Here is an 18,141-nt window from a genome sequence, read left to right on the forward strand (position 1 = left end):
CGTGTCCGGGCTGGGGGCCCACCCCCCGTTTCCTCATGTGTTTTTTTGCTGGTTTGGGGGGGCCCCTCACCCCCCGGCGGGCCGACGGGATGTGTCCCGTCGGCCCGCTGTTCGGAAAGACCGCGATCAGGCGTCGACCTTGGCCATGACCTCGTCGCTGACGTCGAAGTTGGCGAAGACGTTCTGCACGTCGTCGCTGTCCTCCAGCGCGTCGATCAGCTTGAACATCTTGCGCGCGCCCTCTTCGTCGAGCTCGACCTGCATCGTCGGAACGAAGCTCGACTCGGCGGAGTCGTAGTCGATGCCGGCCTCCTGGAGGGCGGTACGGACCGCGACCAGGTCGGTGGACTCGCTGATGATCTCGAACGACTCGCCGAGGTCGTTGACCTCTTCGGCGCCGGCCTCGAGCACCGACTCCAGCACGTCGTCCTCGGACAGCTCGCCCTTGGGGAGCACGATGACGCCCTTGCGGTTGAACAGGTACGAGACCGAGCCCGGGTCGGCCATCGAGCCGCCGTTGCGGGTCATGGCCACGCGCACGTCCGAGGCGGCGCGGTTGCGGTTGTCGGTGAGGCACTCGATGAGCACCGCGACACCGTTCGGACCGTAGCCCTCGTACATGATCGTCGCGTAGTCGGCACCGCCGGCCTCGAGACCCGCACCGCGCTTGAGCGCGGAGTCGATGTTCTTGTTCGGGACCGACTGCTTCTTCGCCTTCTGGACGGCGTCGAAGAGCGTCGGGTTGCCGTCGAGGTCGGCGCCACCGGTGCGGGCCGCGACCTCGATGTTCTTGATCAGCTTCGCGAAGAGCTTGCCGCGCTTGGCGTCGATCACGGCCTTCTTGTGCTTCGTCGTAGCCCATTTAGAGTGGCCGGACATCTGCCTGTCTCCTTCGCGTAACCCATTTCTGAACGAACCCCAGAGATCCTACCGGGATCGGATCAGCCCGAAGCGCGCACCATGTCGACGAACAGGGCGTGAATCCGGTGATCCCCCGTGAGCTCGGGGTGGAACGAGGTCGCGAGGGCGTTGCCCTGCCGTACGGCGACGATGTGACCGCCGTGCTCGGCCAGGACCTCGACCTCGGCACCGACGGACTCGACCCACGGGGCGCGGATGAAGACGCCCTCGACGGGGCCGTCCTCGATGCCCGTGACGGTGACGCCGGCCTCGAACGACTCGTTCTGACGCCCGAAGGCGTTGCGGCGGACGATCATGTCGATGCCGCCGAAGGTCTCCTGGCCCGAACGCGGGTCGAGGATCTTGTCGGCCAGCATGATCAGACCGGCGCAGGTGCCGTAGACCGGCATGCCCGCGGCGATGCGCTCGCGGAGCGGCTCCATGAGGCCGAAGAGCGCGGCCAGCTTGGAGATGGTGGTGGACTCACCACCGGGGATGACCAGGCCGTCGACCTCGGCGAGCTCCTCGGGGCGCCTCACCGGCCTGGCCACGGCGTCAGCCGCGGCCAGGGCGATCAGGTGCTCCCGTACGTCGCCCTGGAGAGCCAGGACACCAATCACGGGAGAGGCGTTCATCGGTGCTTACCAGCCCCGGTTGGCGTAGCGCTCGGACTCGGGGAGGGTGTCGCAGTTGATGCCGACCATGGCCTCGCCCAGGTTGCGGGAGGCGTCCGCGATGATCTTCGGGTCGTCGTAGAAGGTGGTGGCCTTCACGATGGCGGCGGCGCGCTTGGCCGGGTCGCCCGACTTGAAGATGCCGGAGCCGACGAAGACGCCCTCGGCGCCGAGCTGGCGCATGAGCGCGGCGTCGGCCGGGGTGGCGACGCCACCGGCGGAGAACAGCACGACCGGCAGCTTGCCGAGCTCGGCGACCTCCTTGACGAGCTCGTACGGGGCGCGCAGCTCCTTGGCGGCGGCGAACAGCTCGTTGTTGTCGAAGCCGCGCAGCTTGGCGATCTCGTTCTTGATCTGGCGCAGGTGGCGGACGGCCTCGACGACGTTGCCGGTGCCGGCCTCGCCCTTGGAGCGGATCATGGCCGCGCCCTCGGCGATGCGGCGCAGGGCCTCGCCCAGGTTGGTGGCGCCACAGACGAAGGGGGTCGTGAAGGCCCACTTGTCGGAGTGGTTGACCTCGTCGGCCGGGGTCAGGACCTCGGACTCGTCGATGTAGTCGACGCCGAGGGACTGGAGGACCTGGGCCTCGACGAAGTGACCGATGCGGGACTTGGCCATGACCGGGATGGACACCGCGCCGATGATCTCTTCGATCATGTTCGGGTCGGACATGCGGGCCACGCCGCCGTCCTTGCGGATGTCCGCGGGGACCCGCTCCAGGGCCATGACGGCCACGGCGCCGGCGTCCTCGGCGATCTTCGCCTGCTCGGCGTTGACCACGTCCATGATCACGCCGCCCTTGAGCTGCTCGGCCATGCCGCGCTTCACACGGGCGGTGCCGGTCTCGGGGGACTGGGGGGAGGGGGAAGGCGTGGTGGACACAAGTACCTCACTCGTGACAACAGCGATTGACGACAAGAGTGAGGAAACAGTCCACCTGCGGTCCACAGCAAGGGCCAATGTGGATCCGGTGGATCGTTTTCGCAGGTTACGGGCCGTCAGGCCGGACGATCGGCAAGGGCCACCGGCGGCTCGTCATCCATTTCGAAGGCCAGCGGGAACGGGGCGTGGCCTGCGAGCCGGAACCAGCGGACCTTGCGGTGGCGGCGCAGCGCACGGGCCGCCCGCACCGCGTCGTTGTGGAAACGGCGGGCCATCGGCACCCGGCGCACCGCCTGCGCGAGCTCCCCCGCCGCCTCCTCGCCACCGGGCGCCGCCCGTACGAGCTCCACCTGCTCGGGCTCGCCGAACACCGCCCGCAGCGCCTGGCTCAGCTCGCTCTCGGCGACCTCCCGGTGATCCTCCTCGGCCTGCCGGGCCGCGTGCGCGGCCTCGTACAGCACGATCGACGCGGCCGGATCGAGGACACCCGACGTCGCGAGCTCCTGGGTGACCGAGGCCCGGCGCAGCAACTGCGCGTCCAGGGCCGCGCGGGCCGCGTCGATGCGGGAGTGCAGCCGGTCGAGGCGTCCGGCGGTCCAGCTGAGATAGACGCCGATGAGAATCAGCGCCACGACGGTCCAGATCAGGGTTTCGGTCACGGGCGCACAGGCTACCGGGGCCGCGGCAGTGTCCCTTCCCAAAGGTCACGGTCATGGGCGAACAGGACACGCACCGGGCGCCCCGCCGCCAGCTCCCCCAGCCGGTCCAGCCACGGGCGGTACGGCGTGCCGAACTCCGCCGCGAAGTCGTACGCCTGGCCCGCCAGGACCGTCACCCGCTCCCCGTGGTCCACCACGAGCGACTGGTGCCCCTCCGTGTGCCCCGGCGTCGGCACGACCACCACCCCCGGCGCGATCTCGTGCTCCCCGTCCAGCTCCTCGTACCGCACCCCGTCCAGCAGCGAGTCCACCGTGTACCCGCCCGCCCGCGCCGCCGCCAGCTCCTTCCGTTGCACCAGGACCGGCGTCTCCGGGAACCTCTGATTGCCGCCGATGTGATCGAAGTGCAGATGGCAGTTCACCACCAGGTCCACGTCCTCGGGACCCACGGGCAGGCCGCGCCGCACCGGCCGGTAGTGCGCGTCCGTCTCCGGCGAGCCCTCGCCCACGCCCGTGTCGAACAGCACCCGCACGCCTGCGTGCCGCACCACGTAGCCCAGCACCGGCTCCACCCGCGCGTGCAGCCCTCCCCACTCCTCCCCCGGCCTCGTCAACTCCCCCAACTCGACCCTCTCGATCATCCCCATCCCCCCACCCTCCCCAACCCCACCCCACCCCACACCGCCCCCGCCCCCATCCGCGCCCCGCCGCGCGATACCGCCCACCACCGACTGAGCCCGCACACCACCGTCACCCGTCGCCGCGTGGACCCCACGCACCACCGTCACCCGTCGCCGCGTGGGCACGCGCACCGGGCCACCGCTCGCCGCCCACTGCCGTGTGGCCCGCGCCTCGACCCCCGCCACCCGCCGTGCGGGCTGCGCCCGCCGCCCGCCCGCCGCCCTGCCCCCCCGCCCCGTGTGGGCAATCGTCCCTCCCCCAGACTTCGTCCGGGGGGACCCCCAGGGCGGGACGGGTGGGCACACGGGACGGCGCCCTCGGCGGCGCCCCCGCCCCCTGCACCTACCCGCACCCATACGGCGTCGCACAACGGGGTGCGGTTCAGGCGCGGAAGCCTAGGCCCGGCAAGGGGCTCCGTCCGTTGTGCCCACCCGTCCCGCCCCAGGCGGACGATTGCCCACAACGGGCGGGGGCACCGCCCTCAGCGGAGCGAAGGCCGCGACGAAGGGTGGCGGGAACGGCGGGGTGGGCCCGCACCAGCGAAGCGAATGCCCACACGGGGAGGGGGAGGGCGGCGGGCGCAGCCCGCGCGGCGGGGGGCGGGAGCGGCGAGGGTGGGCACCGCCTCAGCGGGACGGATGCCCACAACGGGGCGGGGTGGGGTGGGGTGGGGTGGGGTGGGGTGCGCCGGGTGCCCCGCCCACAACGGGAGTGGGCGGGGCGGGGCCCCCGCGGGGTGCCGGGGCGGGGTCAGAGGCCCAGGCGGGCGCGGAGGCCGAGGCGTTCGTCGGTGTCGACGGCGGCGGCCCCGTCGGCGACGGTCTCGTAGACGGCGAGGATGTCCGCCCCGACGGTGGACCAGTCGAACCGGCGGACGTGGGCCGAGCCACGCGCACTGAGCTCGGCCCGCCGCGGCGCGTCGCCGAGGAGCCGGATCGCGGCGGAGGCCAGCGCGTCGGCGTCCTCGTTGGCGAAGAGCTCGCCGGCCCCGCCCTGGTCGAGGACCTGGGCGAACGCGTCGAGGTCGGCGGCGAGGACGGGCGCACCGGCCGACATGGCTTCGACGAGGATGATGCCGAAGCTCTCGCCGCCGGTGTTGGGCGCCACGTACACGTCGACGCTGCGCAGGAGCCGCGCCTTGTCCTCGTCGCTGACCATGCCGAGGAACTCCACGCGGGAGCGCATCTCGGCCGGCAGCGACGCCACGGCCTCCTCCTCGTCGCCGCGCCCGGCGACGAGGAGCCGGGTCCCGGGGCGTTCGGTGAGGATGCGGGGCAGGGCCCGCATGAGGACGGGCAGGCCCTTCCTCGGTTCGTCGATCCGGCCGATGAAGCCGAGGGTCTCGCCCTGCCACTCCTTCTTCGGTTCGGCGCGGGCGAAGAAGTCCACGTCGACGCCGTTGGGGATGAGGACGGCGTCGCCGCCGAGGTGCTCGACGAGCGTGCGGCGCGCGTACTCGCTGACGGCGATGCGCGCGCTGATCTTCTCCAGGGCGGGCTGGAGGATCGGGTACGCGGCGATCATGGCGCGCGAGCGCGGGTTCGAGGTGTGGAAGGTGGCCACGATCGGTCCCTGGGCCGCCCAGCAGGTGAGCAGTCCCAGGGAGGGCGACGTCGGCTCGTGGATGTGGACGACGTCGAAGGTGCCGTCGTGCAGCCAGCGGCGCACCCGGGCGGCGGAGAGGAACCCGAAGTTGAGTCGGGCCACCGAGCCGTTGTACGGCACGGGAACGGCCCGGCCGGCCGAGACGACGTACGGCGGGAGCGGCGTCTCGTCGTCGGCGGGTGCCAGCACGGAGACGTCGTGGCCGAGCCGGATGAGGTGCTCGGCGAGGTCGCGGATGTGGAACTGGACGCCACCCGGCACGTCCCAGGAGTACGGGCAGACGATCCCGATCTTCACGGCTGCCGCTCCTCGCCGCGCTCGGCCGGGACCCCGCGCTCGGCCCGGACTCCTTGGCCGCCCGAAGCCACGTCCCCGACACCGGCACCGGAACCGGTCTCAGCCCCGGCACCGACCTCGGCTTCAACCCCGGCTCCGGCCTCGGCTTCAGCCCTGGCACCGGTCTCAGCCCCGACACCGGCACCGGTCTCAGCCCCGTCCCCGCGTTCCTCCAAGTCCGCGAGCCACAGCCGTTGCAGCATGTGCCAGTCCTCCGGGTGGTCGGCGATGCCGCCGGCGAAGGCGTCGGCGAGCTGCTGGGTCATCGCGGAGGTCTTGTCGGTGCGGGTGCCGGATTCGGGTACGTCGATGGGCGGGTGGATGCGGCCGCGCATGACGGCCGTGTCGTCGTACCAGAGGGTCACCGGCAGCAGGAGCGCGCCGGTCTGCTGGGCGAGTATGGCCGGGCCGGCGGGCATGCGGGCGGTGTCGCCGAAGAAGGAGACCTCGATGCCGGAGGCGGAGAGGTCGCGGTCGGCGACGAGGCAGACGAGGCCGCCCGCCCGCAGGCGCCGCGCGAGGGTGCCGAAGGCGGAGCCGCCGGTGTGCGGCAGGACCTCCATGCCGAGGGATTCCCGGTAGGCGACGAAGCGGTCGTAGAGCGTCTCCGGCTTGAGGCGCTCCGCGACGGTGGTGAAGGGGATGCCGAGGGAGCGGGTCACCCAGACGCCCGCGAGGTCCCAGTTGGCCAGGTGCGGGAGGGCGAGGACGACCCCGCGGCCGGCGGCGAGGCCTTCCTTGAGGTAGTGGGCGCCCTTGATGTCGACGCCCTGATCGACCCGCTCCTTGGTCCAGGTCGGCAGCCGGAACGACTCCATCCAGTACCGCATGTACGAGCGCATGCCGGCCTTGGACAGCTCGGCGAGCCGCTCGGGCGTGGCGTCGGGCACCACGCGCGCGAGGTTGGATTCGAGGCGCAGGACGCTCTTGCCGCGCCGCTTCCACGTCAGGTCGGCGATCCGGCGGCCGAGGCCGGTCGCCACCGGCTCGGGCAGCTTCTTCACGGTCGCCCAGCCGAGGCCGTACAGCCCGTCGCTCAGTCGGTCCTTCAGTTCGCTCATGATGCCGCCCCGCCCCCCTGGGCCGCCGCGGCGGCGTCCGCCTCGGCCGATTCCCGCCGTACCGTCACGACACGCTGTCCCAGGGTCACCGCGCTGCCGACGGCCACGATCCACAGGGCGATCGGGAGCAGCACCTGGATGCCGGGCACGCCGAAGGCGTGCAGTCCGGCGAGACCCGCGGCGACCAGCGAGATGACGAGCCGCTCGGCGCGTTCGATCAGTCCGTTGACGGCGACCGGCAGGCCAATCGATTCGCCTCGGGCCTTCGTGTACGAGACGACCTGGCCGCTGGCGAGGCAGAAGATGGCCACCGCGCACATGGCGTTGTCGTCGCCCTTGCCCGCGTACCAGAGGGCGAAGCCGCCGAAGATCGCTCCGTCGGCGACCCGGTCGAGGGTCGAGTCGAGGAAGGCGCCCCACCGGCTGGAGATCCCCGCCTGCCGGGCCATGTTGCCGTCGACGAGGTCGGAGAAGACGAAGAGGGTGATGACGATCGTGCCCCAGAAGAACTCGCCGCGGGGGAAGAAGACCAGCGCACCGGCCATCACCCCCGCGGTGCCGATGAGCGTGACGGCGTCGGGGCTGACGCCCCGGCGGAGCAGAAACGCGGCGAACGGTGTGAGGACACGCGTGAAAAAGGCACGCGCGTACTTGTTCAGCATGGCCTTCCCGAGGTTCGGTGGGCCGCGCGGCCCCTACGACCACCGGCTCACCCATCGTAGCCACGCGCGTCACGCCGACGTGGCGGGCACCCGCCCCCGCCGCGTCGGCGTCCCCCGCGGGGCCCGTGCGTGTACGACGTATGGACGCGTCACGGCGGCGGTGCAAAGCTCGAAGGACCACCGCGGGCACCGCAGGAGCCGTACCGCGACACACCACTCCCCCGCGCCCGCGTCCCGCCGCACCGTGCGAGCAGTCGGGAGGAACACATCATGGGTGACAAGGCGAACACACCCGCCGGGGCCGCCGGCAGGGCTCCGACGGCCGACCGGCCCCAGGCCGTGCGCAACGTGGTGCTGGTCGGCCACAGCGGATCGGGCAAGACGACCCTCGTCGAGGCCCTCGCGCAGACCGCCGGGGCGCTCAACCGGCCCGGCCGGGTCGAGGACGGCGCCACCGTCTCCGACTACGACGAGATCGAGCACCGCCAGCACCGCTCCGTACAGCTGTCCCTCGTCCCGGTCGGCTGGGACGGCCACAAGATCAACCTGCTCGACACCCCCGGATACGCCGACTTCGTCGGGGAGCTGAGGGCCGGTCTGCGCGCCGCGGACGCGGCCCTCTTCGTCGTCTCGGCCGCCCAGGAGGCCGACGCCGTCGCCGCCTCCACCCGCATGATCTGGGAGGAGTGCGCCGCCGTCGGGATGCCCCGCGCCATCGTCGTCACCCACCTCGACACCGCCCGCACCGACTTCACCGAACTCACCGCCGTCTGCGCCGACCTCTTCGGCCGCGACGACCCCGACGCCGTCCTGCCGCTCTACCTGCCGGTACGCGGCCCCGAGGGCGCCGACGGGCACGCGCCCGCCACCGGTCTTGCCGGGCTGCTCTCGGAGCGGATCTTCGACTACTCCACGGGGGTACGGCGGGAGGACGCGCCCGACGAGGGCCAGCGCGAGCTCATCGCGGAGGCCCGCGCCCGGCTCATCGAGGGGATCATCGCCGAGAGCGAGGACGAGACCCTCATGGACCGCTACCTGGGCGGCGAGGAGATCGACCTGAAGACGCTCGTCGACGACCTGGAGAAGGCCGTCGCCCGGGGCACCTTCCACCCCGTGCTCGCGGCCGCGCCCGCCGCGGACGGCGGCACGCAGGGCCTCGGGACCCTCGAACTCCTGGAGCTGATCACCGGCGGCTTCCCCTCTCCCCTGGAGCACGAGCCGCCCGCCGTCACCACCCCCGACGGCCGGCCCCGTCCCCCGCTCGTCTGCGACCCCGAAGGACCGCTGGTCGCCGAGGTCGTCAAGACCGCGGCCGACCCCTACGTGGGCCGGATCTCCCTGGTCAGGGTCTTCTCCGGCACTCTGCGCCCCGACGAGACCGTGCACGTCTCGGGTCACGGCCTCGCCGACCGGGGGCACGAGGACCACGATGTCGACGAGCGGATCGGCGGGCTGACCTCCCCGTTCGGCAAGCAGCAGCGCCCGCAGGCGCACTGCATCGCGGGCGACCTCGCCTGCGTCGCCCGGCTCGGCCGCGCGGAGACCGGCGACACGATCTCCGCCAAGGACGACCCGCTGCTCATCGAGCCGTGGAGCATGCCGGAACCCCTGCTCCCGCTCGCCGTCGAGGCCCACGGCAAGGCCGACGAGGACCGGCTGTCCCAGGGCCTCGCCCGGCTGGTCGCCGAGGACCCGACCCTGCGCCTCGAACAGAACCAGGACACCAAGCAGGTCGTGCTGTGGTGCCTCGGCGAGGCCCACCAGGACGTCGTCCTGGAGCGCCTCCGCGGCAGGTACGGGGTGCAGGTCGACGCGGTCCCGTACAAGGTGGCGCTGCGGGAGACCTTCGGCGCGCCCTCGGCGGGCCGGGGCCGGCACGTGAAGCAGTCCGGCGGCCACGGCCAGTACGCCATCTGCGAGATCGAGGTGGAGCCGCTGCCCCCGGGGAGCGGCATCGAGTTCGTCGACAAGGTGGTCGGCGGCGCCGTCCCCCGCCAGTTCGTCCCCTCCGTCGAGAAGGGGATACGGGCCCAGGCGGCCCGGGGCGTGTCCGCCGGCTACCCGCTCGTCGACATCCGGATCACCCTGCGGGACGGCAAGGCCCACTCGGTGGACTCCTCCGACGCGGCCTTCCAGACGGCCGGCGCGCTCGCGCTGCGCGAGGCGGCCGCCGACGTACCGGTCCATCTCCTGGAACCGGTCGCCGAGGTGGAGGTCCTCGTCCCCGACGAGTACGTGGGACCGGTCATGAGCGACCTGTCGGGGCGGCGCGGCCGGGTCGTCGGCACCGACCAGGCCGGCCCGGGCCGGACCCTGGTGCGGGCCGAGGTGCCGGAGATCGAGATCGGGCGGTACGCGATCGACCTGCGCTCGGTGTCGCACGGCACCGGACGGTTCGACCGCAGCTACGCCCGGCACGAGCCGATGCCGCCGCAGCTGGCGGAGCGGATCCGCGAACAGGCCTGAAAAGGCTCCCGGTTGACGCGGCGACAGGACCGCACGTCCGCCCGGCAACTGCCGGGCGGACGTCATTCGGCCGTCAATGTCCACAGGCGGTGACGCATCCGCCGGTACCCGGTTACGCTGTGGTGCCCAGCTCAGAAGGTGTGCGGGGCGCGGCAGTTGGGAACAGCCCGCACAGGTACTCGCGCGCGATGGGGGCGGCAGTGGCGATCGACGGATTCGGACCCGGGGCACAGATTCCCCTCCAGGGCTCCGGCGGTGGTACGGCGGCGACGAACGCGCTCGCCTCCGCCGCGTACCGGGACAGCCCCCTGGACACCATCAAGGAAGCCGACAACGACCTCTACAAGACCACGGTCAAGAAGGGGAAGTGGGGGCTGTTCAGCCCCGACCTCGGCGAGGCCTTCTCCCGCGCGGTGCAGGTCCGGATGCTCGGCGGCGCCCGCAAGGCCCTCATCCAGTCCTTCGGCGCCGAGCCGCAGCCCGTCGTCGAGCACTGCCTGGCCGCCACCCACCTCCGCCGGCAGCGCGACATCAAGCTGACCCTGGTCACGTTCTTCTGCGGCGTCCTCTTCCTGCCCGGCCTGCTGCTCTGGCTCGGCGTCATCCAGCTCCGCCGTCTCGTCGCGGGTGCCGACAACAAGCGCCACGGCGCCCTCGGCACCGCCCTCCTCTGGGCGGCCGGGATCTTCGCCGTGCTCGTCCTGATCAAGCTGCCCTTCGACGGGATCCTGCCGAACTACCTGCGCGCGATGGTCGTCGCCCCGGTGGTCGGCTGGTACCTCGCGAGCCGGATCTGCCTGAACGCCGCCATCGACCTGCGCGAGCGCTGGACCGGCCTGCTCGGCGGCGGCGGGGTCGGCCCCCACGTCCCCAAGTCCGTCCCCCAGGACCCGGGCGAGAAGTCGGCGGAGGCGCTCCGGGTCAACCTGGAGAAGCTCTCCGCGGAGCAGCAGTCCAACATTGTCTTCTACGCCGGCACCAAGGGGATCCTCGGCCTCGGCACCCGCTGGGGCAGCTGGTCGCTCGCCGAGGCGCTGGTCCCCCAGCCCGGCCGGGAGATGCACGCCTTCCGCGCCTGGGACGTCATCCGCAGGATCCACGACGAGCTGGCACTCCTGGAGCGCGGCGCCCTGAAGACCGGCTTCCCGAAGCCGACCGTCAAGCACTGGATCGTCTCCCCGGTCGGCGAGGGCGCCGACGAGGTCGCCCGCCCGGAGGGCGACAACATCGTCCACTTCCAGGTCAAGCCGCACGAGATACAGCGCATCTGCAACGACCAGCAGTTCGACGCGGGCAACCGGCACTACCTCGGCGTGCAGTTCACGCTCTGGGGCGGGAACCTGGTCCTCACGATGATGGTGACCGTCACCTCGCTGCACGACACGCTCCGGATCGAGGTCGCCGGCCACGCGCTCGGCCCCGTGCACGGCCTCTTCACCACGAAGCCGAAGGCGAAGACCAAGGAGGTCTCCAAGACCGTCCGCTTCTGGGAGACGAAGGAGATCCAGCAGCCGCTGCTCGGGACCAACGACATCGTCCGGCTCGCGGTCCGCGCCCCGCTCTCCTGGTACCCGCCGATACTGGAATACCTCGGCGGCAAGATGAGCCTGCCCGAGCCGTTCGGCCTGCGGCACGTCTGGGCCGGGCCGCTGTGGAAGAACCGCTTCATGGCCGACGACGCCATCCGCATGGCGACGCCGGTGCTCCGCGCCGTCCACGCCGCGACCATCAAGGTCCTCGACGAGCACAACGTCGACACGGAGCGCTTCACCAACCGCGCGCTGTTCCTCAGCGGCGGCGTCCAGGACCCGGGCCCGAAGAAGGCCGACGTCTACGACGCCTGACCCGGGTCCCCGGCGGGGAGCCGAAGGATCAGATGGTGGCCGGCCAGGCGTCGGCCAGCATCTTCCGGGTGTCGGCGAGCAGCTGCGGCAGCACCTTGGTGTGGCCGACGACCGGCATGAAGTTGGTGTCGCCGCCCCAGCGGGGCACCACGTGCTGGTGCAGGTGGGCGGCGATCCCGGCGCCCGCGACGGCACCCTGGTTCATGCCGATGTTGAAGCCGTGCGCGCCGGAGGCGGCCCGCAGCGCGACCATCGCGCGCTTCGTGAAGGCGGCCAGCTCGACGGTCTCCGCCTCGTCGAGGTCGGTGTAGTCGGCGACGTGGCGGTACGGGACCACCATCAGGTGGCCACCGTTGTACGGGTAGAGGTTGAGCACGGCGTACACGGCCTGGCCGCGCGCGATCACCAGGCCGTCCTCGTCCGACTTCGACGGAATCGAGCAGAACGGACAGCCGTCCTCGGCGCCCGGCCCGGTCGGCTTGTTCTCGCCCTGGATGTACGCCATCCGGTGAGGCGTCCACAGGCGCTGGAACGCGTCCCGCGTCCCCACTCCGATCTGCTGCTCCGGCTCAGTCGTCATGCTGTGCAGCATATTGCGTCGCCCGTTCGGAACGTGTCGCCGGGGCAGAAGATCCATGCAGCCGCCATGCTGATCCGATGAGCGTCAGGCCACCGAAACCGCCGCGGCAGGAGCGCTGGGAGCAACGCATGGAGGTCCCCCTCGCCGTGGCCTCCCTCGTCTACCTCGCCGGGTACGCGGTCCGCATCCTCGGCGACTCCAGCCTCCCGCAGGTCTGGCTCGACCTCTGTCTCGCCGCGACCTTCGGCGCCTGGGCCGTCTTCGGCGTGGACTACGCGGTGCGACTCCGGCTCAGCGGCCGGGGCCCGCTGCGGTTCCTCCGCACGCACCTCCTCGACACGGTGGTCCTGGTCCTTCCGCTGCTGCGGCCGGTGCGCATGGTGAACCTCTACTACCGGCTCCAGGGACGCCAGGAGAAACCCCGGCTGAGCCTCTACGCGCGCGTGATGGTCTACGCGGGCCTCAGTGCGTCGCTGCTGGGCTTCGCGGGCGCGCTCACCGTCTACCGGTTCGAGCGGGACGCCCCCGGCGCCTCGATCCTCACCTTCGGGGACTCGGTCTGGTGGACCTGCGCGACGCTCGCGACGGTGGGGTACGGGGACGTGGTGCCGGTGACCCCGATGGGCCGGTTCGTCGCGGTGGGCATGATGGCCTGCGGCCTGGCGCTCCTGGGCGCGGTGACGGGTTCGTTCTCGTCCTGGTTGATCCAGGTGTTCACCCGGGAGGACGAGGAAGAGGGCGGGAAAAGGCCCCCGGGGGATTCCCCGGGGGCCTCCTGAACTGCTCGGGTCACGCTCGGGTCATCAGACCTGGACGCGGTCCCCGACGATCTTGGCGATCTTGGCGATGGCCTCGTCGGCGGGGATGCCGTTCTCCTGCGAACCGTCGCGGTAGCGGAAGGAGACGGCACCGGCGGCCATGTCCTCGTCACCCGCGATGATCATGAACGGGACCTTCTGCTTCTGCGCGTTCCGGATCTTCTTCTGCATCCGGTCCGAGGAGGAGTCGACCTCCACCCGCAGGCCCTGCTTCTTCGCCTTGGCGGCGAACTCGTGCAGGTAGTCGACGTGCGCGTCGCCGATCGGGATGCCGGTCGCCTGCACCGGGGCCAGCCACGGCGGCATCGCGCCCGCGTAGTGCTCGAGGAGCACCGCGAAGAAGCGCTCGATGGAACCGAAGAGCGCACGGTGGATCATGACCGGGCGCTGCTTGGTGCCGTCCGGGGCGGTGTACTCCAGGTCGAAGCGCTCCGGCAGGTTGAAGTCGAGCTGCACGGTCGACATCTGCCAGGTGCGGCCGATGGCGTCCCGCGCCTGCACCGAGATCTTCGGGCCGTAGAACGCGGCGCCACCCGGGTCGGGGGTGAGCGGGAGGCCCTGCTTCTCGGCGACCTGCTGGAGGACGGCGGTGGCCTCCTCCCAGACCTCGTCCGAGCCGACGAACTTCTCCGGGTCCTTGGTGGACAGCTCCAGGTAGAAGTCGGTCAGACCGTAGTCGCGGAGCAGGTTGAGGACGAAGGTGAGGGTCTTGTCCAGCTCCTCCGCCATCTGCTCGCGGGTGCAGTAGATGTGCGCGTCGTCCTGGGTGAAGCCGCGGGCCCGGGTCAGGCCGTGGACGACGCCGGACTTCTCGTACCGGTACACGGTGCCGAACTCGAACAGGCGCAGCGGGAGCTCACGGTAGGAACGGCCGCGCGCGTCGAAGATCAGGTTGTGCATCGGGCAGTTCATGGGCTTGAGGTAGTAGTCCACGCCCTCGTCGAGCTGCATGGGGGGGTACATGCCCTCGGCGTACCAGTCCAGGTGGCCCGACTTCTCGAACAGCTTGCCCTTGGTGGCGTGCGGCGAGTAGACGAACTCGTAGCCCTCCTCCTCGTGGCGCTTGCGCGAGTAGTCCTCCATGACCCGGCGGATGATGCCGCCCTTGGGGTGGAAGACCGCGAGGCCGGAGCCGATCTCGTCCGGGACGGAGAAGAGGTCGAGCTCGTTGCCGAGCTTGCGGTGGTCGCGCTTCTCGGCCTCGGCGAGGAAGTCGAGGTGGGCCTTCAGCTCGTCCTTCGACGGCCAGGCGGTGCCGTAGATGCGCTGGAGCATCGGGTTCTTCTCGCTGCCGCGCCAGTAGGCGGCCGCGTTGCGCATCAGCTTGAACGCCGGGATGTTCCGGGTGGTGGGCAGGTGCGGACCGCGGCAGAGGTCCTTCCAGCACAGGTCGCCGGTCTTGGCGTCGAGGTTGTCGTAGATGGTCAGCTCGCCGCCGCCCACCTCGACGTTCGCGCCGTCGTCGGTCGACGCGGAGCCCTTGATGCCGATGAGCTCCAGCTTGTACGGCTCGTCGGCGAGCTCCTCGCGGGCGGCCTCGTCGGTCACCACGCGGCGGGCGAAGCGCTGGCCGCGCTTCTGGATCTCCTGCATCTTCTTCTCGATGACCTTGAGGTCCTCGGGAGTGAAGGGCTTCTCGACGTCGAAGTCGTAGTAGAAGCCGTCCCGGACCGGCGGGCCGATGCCCAGCTTGGCCTCGGGGAAGAGCTCCTGCACGGCCTGGGCCATGACGTGCGCGGTCGAGTGGCGGAGGATGTCGAGACCGTCCGGGGAGGAGATCTCGACGCCCTCGACGACATCGCCGTCGGCGAGCTCGTACGACAGGTCCTTCAGCTCGCCGCCCACGCGGGCGGCGATGACGGTGCGGTCGTCGGCGAAGAGGGCACCGGCGGTGGTGCCCGCGCTCACCGCCCTCTCCTCTGCCTCCGAGGCGGACTGGACGGTCACACGGACTTCAGACACTGGTGTTCTTCTTCCTTTGGGGCGCAGGCAGGCACGAGGTGCCGGCGCCGGCGGTGCGCAACAGAGACGAGGTGCCGCGCACCGCTGATGTTACCGAGCCGTCCGCGCCCTCCGCGAAACGGTTTCCCCCGGCGGCGCTCAGTCGTCGTCCGGGCCGCACGCCTCCTCGAAGAAGTCGAGGTTCTCGTGGAGGGACTTCATCAGCCGGTCGCGTTCCGTCTCGTCGACCTGGACCGGGACGACGCCGGAGGCGTCGGTGAGACGGCGGAAACCGCCCCGGCTCTCCAGGCGGCCGACGACCCGGATCGGGAGGCCGACGAGGTGGGCGTGGCCGGCGGTGCGGTACGCCTCCTCGTCGAGGGCGACGCGCACGTGCGGGACCTCCGCGCCGGCGAGGACCCGAAGGCGTACGGTCCCCTCGCCGCGCGGCCCGGAGCGGCGCATGCGGACGACGGCGCCGGTGAGCCGGACGGGTACGGACGGTTCGTCGGTCAGGTAGCGGGCGCTCGCCTCGCGCAGGGCGGGCAGGTCGCCGGGCGAGAACTCGACGGGTTCGGGCCGGGCCGCGCACCCGTCGGGGGCCCCGGCCGCCGGGGCCCAGGCCAGGGCGACGCGGGCGCCCTCGGTGCCCCGGACGAGGGCGACGAGGGCCTCGGTGAGCTCGCGGCTGACGCCCGCGGCGACGGCGGCGTCGAAGGCCTCCATCCCGCCGGTGGCCCGCTGGTAGTCGGTGGCCTCGCGGGCCGCGTGGAGCGCGTGGTAGAGCCGTACGGCGATCGGCCGGCCCGGTTCGACGGGCAGGAAGGCGGTGAGCCCGCGCCCGCCGGGTGCCGCGCCGACGACGACGGTCTCCAGGGACGCCTGGGCGGCGCGCCGGTGCCGGGCGCCGTAGTAGCCGGCCCGTCCGCGTGCGGCCAGAGCTCCGGCGAGGAGGAGCTGGCGGGCGGCTGACCTGAGCTGCTCCTGTACGGGCCAGGGGACGGTCCCGGCCGGGCCCGGGGGCACGTCGCGCCACCAGCGGATCTCGTCGCTGGGTACGGACAGGCCGGTGAGGACCTCGCGGGCGGAGGGTGTGGCGCTGTGGGCGAGGGCGGCGAGCGCCTCGCCGAGCAGGTCCTCGCAGTCGGGGAAGGCCCGGCTCTCGGGGACGAGGAGGCTCGTGCCGCCGTGGGCTCCGCTGCCGGGCGGCGTCCAGCGGCTGTACCGCCCGGCGGCTCCGCCGCGCCGCCGCCAGCCGTGCCGGGCGAGCAGGGCGCCGAGGACGCGCGGGTCGACCCGGCCGGGGTCGGGCGCGCCGTGGACGTCGGCCCAGGGCCCGGCGGGCGGGGCGGGGATCCCGGTCCAGGGACCGGGGGCCTCGCCGGGTGCCGGGTGGGGGCGGTAGGGCGGGGGAACGGGGACGGGGCCGCGCCCGGCCCCGTCCCCCTCCCCGAACCCCGGTTCGTCGATCGGTCGGTGCATCAAGGTCTCCCTCCCACGCCGACCCGGGTCATGATCTCGCAGAGCGCCCGGTCGTCGAAGATCCGCGCCGTCGGGACGCGCACGGTGGTCCGGCGCCGTCCCGTGACCGGGTGTCCGGCCAGGTTGGTCCAGTAGCAGCAGTGCCGCAGGTCGAGCCGGTCGTGACTCGCCCTCAGCCAGTCCTCCTGGGACCTCGGGACGAGCATCACGACCAGGATCTTGTGCACGGACACGGGGGTCCGGGCGAGTTTCACCAGGTGGTCGTTGTCGAGGGTGAAGGAGAACGCGCTCCCCGGTGGGCGGGGAGGTATCTGGTAGGTGCACTTGAGCTGCACCTTGATGGTGACTTCGTCGTCGACGGTGTGTCCGGGCGAGCCGTGGCTCACGTGCCAGTCGATGCCGTTGTCCGGAAAGGGCTGGGACAGCGAGCAGCCGGCCGCGGCGGCGACGGCGTGCAGGTATCCCACCTGAAGGGTCTCCATGCAGGCGGTGGTGGCGAGTGAGCCGCGCGTCGGTGCCACCCGCTGGGGCGGCAGCCCTCCCGACTCGGGCTGGGCGAGCGCCATGTCGTTTTTCCTTCCCCGTCCCCTCTGTTGTGACCGGTCCGCGTACGGCGCAAACAGTGCGGGTATCACCGTTTCGGGCAGGGGGTTGGCCATCTGCCGCACGTGTGCGAGGAGTTCGGGGATGACGACGCACTGGTACGAGGGGCCCCTGGCCGCTTTCGACACGGAGACCACGGGAATCGACGTCGAGGGGGACCGGATCGTCTCGGCCGCCCTGGTCGTGCAGGACGCCGCCGGGGCGCGGCCGCGGGTGACGCGCTGGCTGGTCAATCCGGGCATACCCGTGCCCGCGGAGGCCACGGCGGTGCACGGCCTGACGGACGATCACCTCCAGCGCAACGGCCGGTGGCCGGCTCCGGTGATGGAGGAGCTGGCGCGTGCGCTGGCCGAGCAGACCGCGGCGGGGCGCCCGCTGGTGGTGATGAACGCGCCGTTCGATCTGACGATCCTGGACCGCGAGTTGCGGCGGCACAGGGCGTCCTCGCTCGGCACGTACCTGGAGGCCACGCCGCTGTGCGTGCTCGATCCCCGGGTCCTCGACAAGCATTTGGACCGCTACCGGAAGGGCCGTCGGACGCTGACGGACCTGTGCGCGCACTACGAGGTGGAGTTGACGGGGGCGCACGACGCGGCCGCGGACGCGACGGCGGCGCTGGACGTCGTGCGGGCGGTGGCGCGCCGGTTCTCGTCGCGGCTGGAGCGGCTGACGCCGTCGGAGCTGCACACGCTCCAGGCGGTGTGGCACGCGGCGCAGGCCCGGGGGCTCCAGGCGTGGTTCAGTCGGCAGGGGACGCCGGAGATGGTGGACCCGGCGTGGCCGTTGCGGCCGGAACTGCGCACGGCTGCCTGACACATGACAGAGGCCGGGGCGGGGCTCGGCGGTCCCGCCCCGCCCGGTGGGCGGTACAGGGGTAGAAACAGTGACCCCGTCGGTGTTAAAGCTGTGGCTTATAAACAAAAGAAGCAGCCGACGAAGTAAATAGT

The 18,141-nt window shown here is 71.8% G+C and carries 16 protein-coding genes; 4 read left to right on the forward strand and 12 right to left on the reverse strand.

Annotated elements, in window-relative coordinates:
- Positions 1-126 precede the first annotated feature (126 nt).
- The 8 genes from ACFCY7_RS35110 to pgsA form a co-directional block, all read right to left on the reverse strand.
- Positions 127-879 (reverse strand): YebC/PmpR family DNA-binding transcriptional regulator, encoded by a 753-nt coding sequence (locus ACFCY7_RS35110; protein WP_367820379.1) that lies wholly within the window; start codon positions 877-879, stop codon positions 127-129.
- Between the two features lie 62 nt (positions 880-941).
- Positions 942-1,535: a pyridoxal 5'-phosphate synthase glutaminase subunit PdxT gene (gene pdxT, locus ACFCY7_RS35115; protein ID WP_376490130.1), complete on the reverse strand. Its 594-nt coding sequence runs from the start codon at positions 1,533-1,535 to the stop codon at positions 942-944.
- Positions 1,536-1,541: 6 nt separating this feature from the next.
- Positions 1,542-2,456: a pyridoxal 5'-phosphate synthase lyase subunit PdxS gene (pdxS, locus tag ACFCY7_RS35120; RefSeq protein ID WP_026058774.1), complete on the reverse strand. Its 915-nt coding sequence runs from the start codon at positions 2,454-2,456 to the stop codon at positions 1,542-1,544.
- Positions 2,457-2,572: 116 nt separating this feature from the next.
- On the reverse strand, positions 2,573-3,115 hold the full coding sequence (locus ACFCY7_RS35125) for a hypothetical protein (RefSeq protein ID WP_367820384.1): 543 nt from the start codon (positions 3,113-3,115) through the stop codon (positions 2,573-2,575).
- Between the two features lie 11 nt (positions 3,116-3,126).
- The gene (locus ACFCY7_RS35130; RefSeq protein ID WP_376490131.1) at positions 3,127-3,756 is read right to left on the reverse strand and encodes an N-acyl homoserine lactonase family protein; all 630 of its coding nucleotides are present in this window, start codon (positions 3,754-3,756) and stop codon (positions 3,127-3,129) included.
- 790 nt (positions 3,757-4,546) lie between these two features.
- Complete coding sequence (locus ACFCY7_RS35135; RefSeq protein ID WP_376490132.1) at positions 4,547-5,698, reverse strand: glycosyltransferase family 4 protein; 1,152 nt, start codon at positions 5,696-5,698, stop codon at positions 4,547-4,549.
- The gene (locus tag ACFCY7_RS35140; protein WP_376490133.1) at positions 5,695-6,798 is read right to left on the reverse strand and encodes a phosphatidylinositol mannoside acyltransferase; all 1,104 of its coding nucleotides are present in this window, start codon (positions 6,796-6,798) and stop codon (positions 5,695-5,697) included. Before ACFCY7_RS35140 ends, ACFCY7_RS35135 begins: the two co-directional genes overlap by 4 nt.
- Entirely contained in the window at positions 6,795-7,460 is a 666-nt protein-coding gene (gene pgsA / locus ACFCY7_RS35145; RefSeq protein ID WP_376490134.1) for a phosphatidylinositol phosphate synthase, read from the reverse strand. Before pgsA ends, ACFCY7_RS35140 begins: the two co-directional genes overlap by 4 nt.
- Positions 7,461-7,730: 270 nt before the next feature.
- Here pgsA and ACFCY7_RS35150 point away from each other — a divergent pair, with 270 nt between their 5' ends.
- Both ACFCY7_RS35150 and ACFCY7_RS35155 read left to right on the forward strand, forming a co-directional pair.
- Positions 7,731-9,926, forward strand: coding sequence for an elongation factor G-like protein EF-G2 (locus ACFCY7_RS35150; protein WP_376490135.1), 2,196 nt, complete (start codon positions 7,731-7,733; stop codon positions 9,924-9,926).
- A 188-nt stretch (positions 9,927-10,114) separates the two neighbouring features.
- On the forward strand, positions 10,115-11,770 hold the full coding sequence (locus ACFCY7_RS35155) for a hypothetical protein (protein ID WP_376490136.1): 1,656 nt from the start codon (positions 10,115-10,117) through the stop codon (positions 11,768-11,770).
- Positions 11,771-11,798: 28 nt separating this feature from the next.
- Here ACFCY7_RS35155 and ACFCY7_RS35160 read toward each other — a convergent pair whose 3' ends face one another.
- Positions 11,799-12,362: an HIT domain-containing protein gene (locus ACFCY7_RS35160; RefSeq protein ID WP_376490137.1), complete on the reverse strand. Its 564-nt coding sequence runs from the start codon at positions 12,360-12,362 to the stop codon at positions 11,799-11,801.
- 65 nt (positions 12,363-12,427) lie between these two features.
- On the opposite strand from ACFCY7_RS35160, the gene ACFCY7_RS35165 reads away from it, so the two are divergent.
- Positions 12,428-13,129, forward strand: a complete 702-nt coding sequence (locus ACFCY7_RS35165) for a potassium channel family protein (RefSeq protein WP_376490138.1) — start codon at positions 12,428-12,430, stop codon at positions 13,127-13,129.
- 24 nt (positions 13,130-13,153) lie between these two features.
- Here ACFCY7_RS35165 and thrS read toward each other — a convergent pair whose 3' ends face one another.
- The 3 genes from thrS to ACFCY7_RS35180 form a co-directional block, all read right to left on the reverse strand.
- Positions 13,154-15,130 (reverse strand): threonine--tRNA ligase, encoded by a 1,977-nt coding sequence (thrS, locus tag ACFCY7_RS35170; protein WP_376490139.1) that lies wholly within the window; start codon positions 15,128-15,130, stop codon positions 13,154-13,156.
- A 138-nt stretch (positions 15,131-15,268) separates the two neighbouring features.
- Positions 15,269-16,591 (reverse strand): hypothetical protein, encoded by a 1,323-nt coding sequence (locus ACFCY7_RS35175; protein ID WP_376490140.1) that lies wholly within the window; start codon positions 16,589-16,591, stop codon positions 15,269-15,271.
- A complete protein-coding gene (locus ACFCY7_RS35180; protein ID WP_376490141.1) occupies positions 16,591-17,157 on the reverse strand; it encodes a DUF4365 domain-containing protein in 567 nt (188 codons plus the stop codon). Before ACFCY7_RS35180 ends, ACFCY7_RS35175 begins: the two co-directional genes overlap by 1 nt.
- 121 nt (positions 17,158-17,278) lie before the next feature.
- Here ACFCY7_RS35180 and ACFCY7_RS35185 point away from each other — a divergent pair, with 121 nt between their 5' ends.
- Positions 17,279-18,007 (forward strand): 3'-5' exonuclease, encoded by a 729-nt coding sequence (locus ACFCY7_RS35185; protein ID WP_376490142.1) that lies wholly within the window; start codon positions 17,279-17,281, stop codon positions 18,005-18,007.
- Positions 18,008-18,141 lie beyond the last annotated feature (134 nt).

Source organism: Streptomyces sp. NPDC056361 (genome assembly GCF_042262805.1).
In the GTDB taxonomy this organism is placed as follows: Bacteria; Actinomycetota; Actinomycetes; order Streptomycetales; family Streptomycetaceae; genus Streptomyces.

Bases quoted from the DNA above. Each gene is read 5' to 3' on its own strand.
- ACFCY7_RS35110 (WP_367820379.1), bottom strand. From the start codon at position 879: ATGTCCGGCCACTCTAAATGGGCTACGACGAAGCACAAGAAGGCCGTG.
- pdxT (WP_376490130.1), bottom strand. From the start codon at position 1,535: ATGAACGCCTCTCCCGTGATTGGTGTCCTGGCTCTCCAGGGCGACGTA.
- ACFCY7_RS35130 (WP_376490131.1), bottom strand. From the start codon at position 3,756: ATGATCGAGAGGGTCGAGTTGGGGGAGTTGACGAGGCCGGGGGAGGAG.
- ACFCY7_RS35140 (WP_376490133.1), bottom strand. From the start codon at position 6,798: ATGAGCGAACTGAAGGACCGACTGAGCGACGGGCTGTACGGCCTCGGC.
- pgsA (WP_376490134.1), bottom strand. From the start codon at position 7,460: ATGCTGAACAAGTACGCGCGTGCCTTTTTCACGCGTGTCCTCACACCG.
- ACFCY7_RS35150 (WP_376490135.1), top strand. From the start codon at position 7,731: ATGGGTGACAAGGCGAACACACCCGCCGGGGCCGCCGGCAGGGCTCCG.
- ACFCY7_RS35155 (WP_376490136.1), top strand. From the start codon at position 10,115: ATGGGGGCGGCAGTGGCGATCGACGGATTCGGACCCGGGGCACAGATT.
- ACFCY7_RS35160 (WP_376490137.1), bottom strand. From the start codon at position 12,362: ATGCTGCACAGCATGACGACTGAGCCGGAGCAGCAGATCGGAGTGGGG.
- ACFCY7_RS35165 (WP_376490138.1), top strand. From the start codon at position 12,428: ATGAGCGTCAGGCCACCGAAACCGCCGCGGCAGGAGCGCTGGGAGCAA.
- ACFCY7_RS35175 (WP_376490140.1), bottom strand. From the start codon at position 16,591: ATGCACCGACCGATCGACGAACCGGGGTTCGGGGAGGGGGACGGGGCC.
- ACFCY7_RS35180 (WP_376490141.1), bottom strand. From the start codon at position 17,157: ATGGCGCTCGCCCAGCCCGAGTCGGGAGGGCTGCCGCCCCAGCGGGTG.
- ACFCY7_RS35185 (WP_376490142.1), top strand. From the start codon at position 17,279: ATGACGACGCACTGGTACGAGGGGCCCCTGGCCGCTTTCGACACGGAG.